We start from the raw sequence: 7,214 nt of genomic DNA on the forward strand, positions 1-7,214 counted from the left end.
GTCCCGGCGGGCGCCCCCGGCTCCCGGCAGGTCCCGGCGGGCGCCCCGGTCCCCGCAGGTCCCGGCGGGCGCCCCCGGTCTCAGCAGCCGTTGAGGATGTTGACCAGGGCCGTCTTCTCCGTCGAGTCCATGCTCAGGCCCCAGTACTGCTTCACGTTGACCCACATCCGCGCGTACGTACAGCGGTAGGCCGTGCGCGAGGGGAGCCACTTGCCGGGGTCGAGGTCGCCCTTGGCCTGGTTGACGTTGTCCGTGACCGCTATGAGCTGCGGGCGGGTGAGGTCGTTGGCGAACTGCTGGCGCTTGGCGGTGGTCCAGGAATTGGCCCCGGAGCGCCAGGCTTCGGCCAGCGGGACGACGTGGTCGATGTCGAGGTCGGAGGCGGCGGTCCAGGTGGCGCCGTCGTACTCGGAGTACCAACTGCCGCTCACGGCCGCGCAGGCGGAGTCCTGGACGACGTTCGAGCCGTCGCGCTTGAGGACGGTCTCGCGGGTGTTGCAGGCCCCGGAGACGGTGCTCCAGTGGGGGAAGAGGTCCCGGCTGTATCCGCTGGTGGTGCCCTCGGTCTTCGGGGTCACCGTGGCGAGGTACGAGCGGGCGGCCGCGGCGCTGATGGGGGCGGGAGGGGCGGCGGAGGCGGTGGGGGCGGCGAGGAGGGTCGTGAGGGAGACGGCCGCGACTGCTGAGGCGAGCATGCCAAGTCGACGCGCGTAGACAGAGGGCGTGAACAGCATGAGGGGCTCCTGGGTGGGGTCGGACAGGGGCGGTAACGCCGTGGCGTCGCCATGGTGGCCGCGCCGGGTTGCGTGAGGGTGGGCGTCAGGTGACAGTGTGGCGACATGGGCATGTCATGGCGAGATCCGTAACGTAACCGGAATCAGCGGAAGTTGAGAGTCCGGACGAGGCGGGCGGGTCGCGGGGGCCGGTTTGGCACCACCTGGGGCCCAAAGTCCCCCTCCGGGAGCGCGCCGGCGTTGCTTACCCTGGGCGAGCAGAAGGGGGGAGAAGGGGGAGTAGCTCTTTGCCGGACCGTCGCCATACTGCTGGGTCACACCAGCCGGCGCCCGGAGGCAGACCGCGGGCACGTGTGCGCGGGGTCGGCCAGCGAGACCTTCGGCCGCAGTGTCCTGCGCGTATGTTCGCGTACGCATTCCAGGGGCGCCGCCGAGCCGAAGCGACCCCTGATCCCCATCCGGACCTGGTCTCTCGGTGTCGACGGCGTCCTGCCGACCGATAGAGGTTCGGCTCCGTGTTCAGCTTCACCGTGATGGCGGCGCTGGGCGTGTTCACGCTGTACGAGGCCCTCGGCTGACGGCGAGGTGGCGGGCCGGCCGTGGGGCGGCCCGCCGCCCGATGTCAGTGGGGTCTGGGACGCTGCGGGCATGGAGCTGACGATGCAACTGACCATCGACTGCGCGGACCCGGCGCTGATGGTGGCCTTCTGGAGCCGGGCGCTGGGCTACGAGCCGGAGCTGCCGCCCGGCGGGCACCCCACCTGGCGGGCGTACTGGCAGGACATGGGGGTGGCCGAGGAGGAACTGCCCGAAGGCGCGGGCGAGAGCCCCGAGTCGATCGTCGACCCGCAGGGTCGGTGGCCGCGGGTGTGGTTCCAGCAGGTTCCGGAGGCCAAGGCCGGGAAGAACCGGGTGCACCTGGACCTGAAGGTCGGTGGCGGCCGCGACGTCCCGATCGAGGTCCGGACCCGGCGGATCGACGAGAAGGTGGGTCTCCTGACGGCCGCGGGTGCGACCGTGTCGCGGGTCCTGGACGAGCCGGAGGGCTTCTACGCCGTCGTGCTGCAGGACCCCGAAGGCAACGAGTTCTGCGTCGCCTGAGGGGCCGCACCGTCTTGCCCGAGGGGCTGGAGTGTCGTCTGCGGGTCCGGGTCGTACCGCCTGCGGGGTCGCACCGCCCGAGGGGGTCCGCACCGCCTGAGGGGTCGCACCGCTGGAGGGGCTCACCGTCTGGTCCCCACCGCCCGGGCCGGGTCGGCCCCGGGGGCCGCGTCCGGACCCCGGCCGGCCCGGATTCGGGTCAGGCCGCTTCCGGCCGGAGGGTGAGGGTGATGGAGCCGTCGGGGGAGGCGGTGACGTCGATCTCCGTCAGGTCGAGCACGTGGGCGGTCGGGGCGTGGGCGGCGGCGCGGGGGCCGACGCCGATCACGCGCATGCCCGCGGCCTGGCCGGCGGCGATTCCGGCGGCCGAATCCTCGAAGACGATGCAGTCGGCCGGGTCGACGCCGAGGGCGGCGGCGCCCTTCAGGAAGCCCTCGGGGTGGGGCTTGCTGGCCCGCACGGACTCGGCGGTGACCCGGACCTCGGGCATCGGCAGCGCCGCGGCGGTCATCCGGGCCGCGGCCAGGGCCGCGTCGGCGGAGGTGACCAGGGCGTGCGGGAGCGTGGCCAGGGAGGCCATGAACGCGGGAGCGCCGCCGATCGGGACCACGCCGTCGGTGTCGGCGGTCTCGCGGGCGAGCATCACCGCGTTCTCGGCGAGGTTCTCCGCCATCGGGCGGTCCGGCAGGAGGATCGCCATGGTGGCGTAGCCCTGGCGGCCGTGGACCACCTTGAGGGCCTCGTGCGGGTCCAGGCCGTGGGTGACGGCCCAGTCGCTCCAGCAGCGCTCGACCACCGCGTCGGAATTGACCAGAGTGCCGTCCATGTCCAGGAGGAGGGCCTTGGCGGTCAGGACGGCGGGGGCGGTGGTGCTGGCCGGCATCGGTGGGGCTCCAGACGGGGCGGGAAAAGAGAACAAGTGGTTCCGTCCACCGGTCAGGGATAGAGGACGGAACCACTTTGTTCCTGAACCATACAAAATCGAGAGGGGTCCGCGCCACCGGAGGGAGTGTGTTCTATCCCTCGCCCCCGAGGGGCTACCCCTCCAGGGCGCGACGGGTCTCCGGGCCGTAGACGCCCCAGTCGTCTCCCTCGATCTCGTTCTGCCACTGGAACGTGGACACCGCGTTCTCCGTGCGGGAGCCGTACTTTCCGTCGATCTTCCCCGAGTACACGCCCTGCGCCGCGAGCTGGCGCTGGAGGCTCTCCACCTCCGGGCCGGAGTCCCCGTACCGCAGGACGGGGGCCTGGGGTGCCGGCGGGGGGCTGGACGGGCGGCTGGGGGTGGGGGAGGGGGCGGCCGCGGGCGCCGACGAGCGGCTCGGGGTGGCCGAGGGGGTCGCGGACGGGGAAGCCGAGCGGGACGGGCTCGCCGAGCGGGATGCGGAGGGGCTCGGCTCGGCGCTCGCCGAGGACTGCGACGGAGCCGCCTGGGTCACGCCGATGGCCGGGTCGGAGGGCTTGGCGTCGAGCAAGGTCACCTCGGGGTCGTCGGATCCCGAGGAGGCCGTCAGGGCCAGTGCGACCGCGCCGGCGACGATCACCGCGGAAGCGGCCACCAGGAGCGGGCGCGTGCGGCGCCGCGGGGGCGCCGCGTACGCCGGGACGGGCCGCAGCTGCATCGTTTCGTCGGCTGCGGGCGGGGCTGCGGGCGGGGCCGCGTACGGGGCCGTGGGCGCGGGCCAGGGCACCTCCGGCGTCCCATACGCCGGGGTGTGGGCCTGCGCCGGCAGGTCGGCCGTCTGACCCGGGTCGGGCAGTGAGACGTACGGGCGCACGCGCAAGGAATCGCATCGGCAGGCGTCGCCGACGGCGTCGCAATTCGGACAGTGTTCAGCGTTCACTGGTACCTCTCCCTGGCCACTGCCTGCGATTATGCAGACCCGCGGGCCCGCCCCCAACCCGCCCGACAGGCCATAACAGGACACACCGCTCAGGATGGAGGAGTCGATCTGGCCTGAGGAGGAGCCGATGGTTCAGGACGTGACCACGGAGCCCGGCCCGAAGAAGTCCGGCCCGGGTGCCGAGCACACCTCGCGCGAGGTGCTCGTTTCGATCGGCGCGCTGCTGCTGGGGCTGCTGATCGCCGCGCTCGACCAGACGATCGTGTCGACGGCGCTCCCGACGATCGTCAGCGATCTCGGCGGCATGGCGCACCTGTCGTGGGTCGTCACCGCCTACATGCTCGCGTCGACGGCCGCGACGCCGTTGTGGGGCAAGCTCGGCGACCAGTACGGGCGCAAGAAGCTCTTCCAGTACGCCATCGTGCTGTTCCTGATCGGATCGGCCCTGTGCGGACTGGCACAGGACATGCCACAGCTCATCGGCTTCCGCGCGCTGCAGGGCCTGGGCGGCGGCGGGCTGATCGTGCTGTCGATGGCGATCGTCGGAGACATCGTCCCGCCGCGCGAACGGGGCAAGTACCAGGGCCTCTTCGGTGCCGTATTCGGAGCGACCAGCGTGCTGGGACCCCTGCTGGGCGGGCTGTTCGTGGACCACCTGTCCTGGCGCTGGGTCTTCTACATCAACCTCCCCATCGGTCTCGTCGCACTCGTCGTCATCGCGGCCAGCCTGCGCATCCCCGCGCGCTCCGCGAAGCACACCATCGACTACCTCGGCACCTTCCTCATCGCCTCGGTCGCCACCTGCCTGGTGCTCGTAGCCTCCCTCGGCGGCACCTGGGGCTGGAGCTCCCCCGAGATCATCGGACTGGCCGTACTGGGCTTCGTGCTGCTGATCGCCTTCGTCCTCGTGGAGCGGCGGGCCCTGGAGCCCGTGCTCCCGCTCAAGCTGTTCCGGATCCGCACCTTCACGCTCTGCTCGCTGATCAGCTTCGTCGTGGGCTTCGCGATGTTCGGCGCGATGGTCTACCTGCCGACCTTCCTCCAGGTCGTCCAGGGGGTCTCGCCGACCATGTCGGGCGTCCACATGCTGCCCATGGTGCTCGGCATGCTGATCACCTCCACCGGCTCCGGCCAGATCGTCAGCCGCACCGGGCGCTGGAAGGTGTTCCCCATCGCCGGCACGGGCGTGACCGCGATCGGGCTGCTGCTCCTGCACCAGCTGGACCGGACCAGCTCCACCTGGGAGATGAGCGTCTACTTCTTCGTCTTCGGCGCCGGCCTCGGACTGGTCATGCAGGTGCTCGTGCTGGTGGTGCAGAACTCCGTCAGCTACGCCGACCTCGGCGTCGCGACCTCGGGTGCCACCTTCTTCCGCTCCATCGGCGCCTCCTTCGGCGTCGCCATCTTCGGCACGGTCTTCACCAACCAGCTCGACGAGAAGCTGACCGCCGCGCTGGCCGGGACCCCCCTGCCGCCCGGGGTGAACGTGGGAGAGCTGGAGGCGGACCCCCGTTCCGTCGCCGCCCTTCCCGCCGACCTCCAGTCGACGGTGCTGGACTCCTACTCCACCTCGATCACCGACGTCTTCCTCTGCGCCGTGCCCGTCGTGCTGGTGGCCTTCGTGCTGGCCTGGTTCCTGAAGGAGGACAAGCTGCGCGGCTCGGTGACGGCGCCCGATGTCACCGAGACCCTCGCCTCCAACCCCGTCCAGCGCTCATCCCGTGAGGAGGTCGCCCGCGCCCTGACGGTGCTGGGCACCCTCCAGGGCCGCAAACACGTCTACGAGAAGATCACCGCGAAGGCGGGCTACGACCTGCTGCCCGCCTCCAGCTGGCTGCTGCTGCGGATCAACAAGTACGGCTCCGCCGATCCCGCCGTACTCGCGGAGCGGACCATGGTGCCGCTGAGGGCCATCACGGACGCGGGCCGCCAGATCGAGGAGCGTGGACTGGCCGTCCGCGACGGGCTGTCGCTGGTCCTGACCGACAAGGGGCGGGTGAGCGCGCTGAAGCTCTCCGGCGCCCGCCAGGAGTCGCTCGCGGAACTGCTCGGCGACTGGTGGAGCCCGGACCGCCCGACGGACCTGTCCCAGCTGGTCGAGGAGATCAACGGGGAGCTCTGCGGATCCGACGCCGAGGAGCCCTACGACACCTTGGCGCGCCGGGACCACGCGGCGCCCTGATTCCCGACCGTTCGCAGCCCGCCCGCGCCGACCGGCCCCACGGTATGCCGGACGGCCCGCCTGCCTGCCGTCAGCGCAGGGGCTTCTCGAACCAGTGCTCGGCGTACGGGCCCGCGTTGTACGCCGGTATCTCCGCGTACCCGTGCCGCGCGTACAACGCGCGCGCTTCCACCAGGTCCGACCGCGTGTCCAGCCGGACGCGCTCGGCGCCCAGCGCGCGGCCCGCCTCCTCCAGGGCCTCGAGCAGGGCCGCCCCGCCACCCGTGCCGCGGGCGCGCGGGTCCACGTACACCCGGGTGAGCTCAGCCGTGGCGGGGTCCAGGAGGCGTACGCCCCCGCACGACAGGGGCCGCCCGTCCAGTCGGCCGACCACGAACCGGCCCGTCGGGGCCGTCAGCTCGTCGTCCGGGAAGTCCAGGAGCCCCTGGTCGATCTCGGCCTCGGTGACGGACCGTTTCCAGTACCGCCCGGCGACCTCCGCGTAGTAGGCGCGTCGCAGCAGTGTGGCGTCCGGGGTCGTGAACGCCTCGACGACGACCTGCCACGCGCCGCCCGTCCGGTCCGCCACCGTCGTACCGCCCCCCGCCGTACCGCTCCTCGCCGCGCCGCCCCCCGCGGTACCGCCTACCGCGGTGCCGTTCCTCGCCGTGGCCGTTCCCGTATCCATCGGTGTGCCCCTCCCTGTGCCGTCGCATCGCCGGTCGTGGCGTCATTGTGCAGCGGCAGCGAGCGACCCCGCGTTGGAATATCCACAGGCTCGGGCCGATGATAGGAAAAAGGGACAACCGCGCACATGAAGGGCGTGAACCGTCATGTCGGAGCATCCTGACTGTGTCCTGGTCCGTCGGACCTACGAGGCCTTCGGACAAGGCGACATGGACAAGCTGAGCACGATGATGACGGCCGACGTCATCCAGCACGTCCCCGGCACCAGCATCGTCTCCGGGCACCACAAGGGCAGGGAAGCCGTCTTCGACCTCTACCGCCGACTCGGCGAGGAGACGAACGGAACATTCAAGATTCAGCTGGACAAATTGCTCGCGGACGGCCGCGGTCACGTCATGAGTTTCCACACAGTGCGCGCGGACCGCGGCGACCGGGGGATCGAGATCCACGAGGGAATCTTCTTCACCATCGTCGCCGGGAAGATCAGCGACCTCGACGTCTGCACCGAGGACATCGACGAGAGCGACGCCTTCTGGAGCTGACGCGAGACGGCGGGCGGCGGCGGCAGCCAGGACGCAGATCACGCCGAGGGGGGCCGGCGCACCCCCCCCGGGCCCCCCCCCCCCCCCCCCGCGAGGGGGGCCCCCGCGGGGACGCCCCCAAACTACACCCCCCCGAGCCCCGCGG

7 protein-coding genes are annotated in these 7,214 nt (G+C 71.7%); 3 read left to right on the plus strand and 4 right to left on the minus strand.

The features are described from left to right. Positions 1-80 precede the first annotated feature (80 nt). Positions 81-695, minus strand: coding sequence for an HNH endonuclease family protein (locus ACWF9Z_RS21385; protein ID WP_453604227.1), 615 nt, complete (start codon positions 693-695; stop codon positions 81-83). Between the two features lie 687 nt (positions 696-1,382). Between ACWF9Z_RS21385 and ACWF9Z_RS21390 the strand changes: the two genes are divergently transcribed. Beyond that, positions 1,383-1,835 carry a VOC family protein gene (locus tag ACWF9Z_RS21390; RefSeq protein WP_453604229.1) on the plus strand — a complete coding sequence of 151 codons (453 nt, stop codon included), beginning with the start codon at positions 1,383-1,385 and terminating at the stop codon, positions 1,833-1,835. A 199-nt stretch (positions 1,836-2,034) separates the two neighbouring features. Here ACWF9Z_RS21390 and ACWF9Z_RS21395 read toward each other — a convergent pair whose 3' ends face one another. Both ACWF9Z_RS21395 and ACWF9Z_RS21400 read right to left on the minus strand, forming a co-directional pair. Continuing rightward, positions 2,035-2,718, minus strand: coding sequence for an HAD-IA family hydrolase (locus ACWF9Z_RS21395; protein WP_453604231.1), 684 nt, complete (start codon positions 2,716-2,718; stop codon positions 2,035-2,037). A gap of 154 nt (positions 2,719-2,872) precedes the next feature. Further along, a complete protein-coding gene (locus ACWF9Z_RS21400) occupies positions 2,873-3,613 on the minus strand; it encodes a peptidoglycan-binding domain-containing protein (protein ID WP_453604232.1) in 741 nt (246 codons plus the stop codon). 193 nt (positions 3,614-3,806) lie between these two features. Between ACWF9Z_RS21400 and ACWF9Z_RS21405 the strand changes: the two genes are divergently transcribed. After that, positions 3,807-5,861 carry a DHA2 family efflux MFS transporter permease subunit gene (locus ACWF9Z_RS21405; protein WP_453604234.1) on the plus strand — a complete coding sequence of 685 codons (2,055 nt, stop codon included), beginning with the start codon at positions 3,807-3,809 and terminating at the stop codon, positions 5,859-5,861. Positions 5,862-5,931: 70 nt separating this feature from the next. Here ACWF9Z_RS21405 and ACWF9Z_RS21410 read toward each other — a convergent pair whose 3' ends face one another. Further along, positions 5,932-6,528 carry a GNAT family N-acetyltransferase gene (locus tag ACWF9Z_RS21410; protein WP_453604236.1) on the minus strand — a complete coding sequence of 199 codons (597 nt, stop codon included), beginning with the start codon at positions 6,526-6,528 and terminating at the stop codon, positions 5,932-5,934. Positions 6,529-6,673: 145 nt separating this feature from the next. Between ACWF9Z_RS21410 and ACWF9Z_RS21415 the strand changes: the two genes are divergently transcribed. Continuing rightward, positions 6,674-7,069, plus strand: coding sequence for a nuclear transport factor 2 family protein (locus ACWF9Z_RS21415; RefSeq protein WP_453604237.1), 396 nt, complete (start codon positions 6,674-6,676; stop codon positions 7,067-7,069). Positions 7,070-7,214: the final 145 nt, after the last annotated feature.

Source organism: Streptomyces sp. NPDC054961 (genome assembly GCF_053609145.1).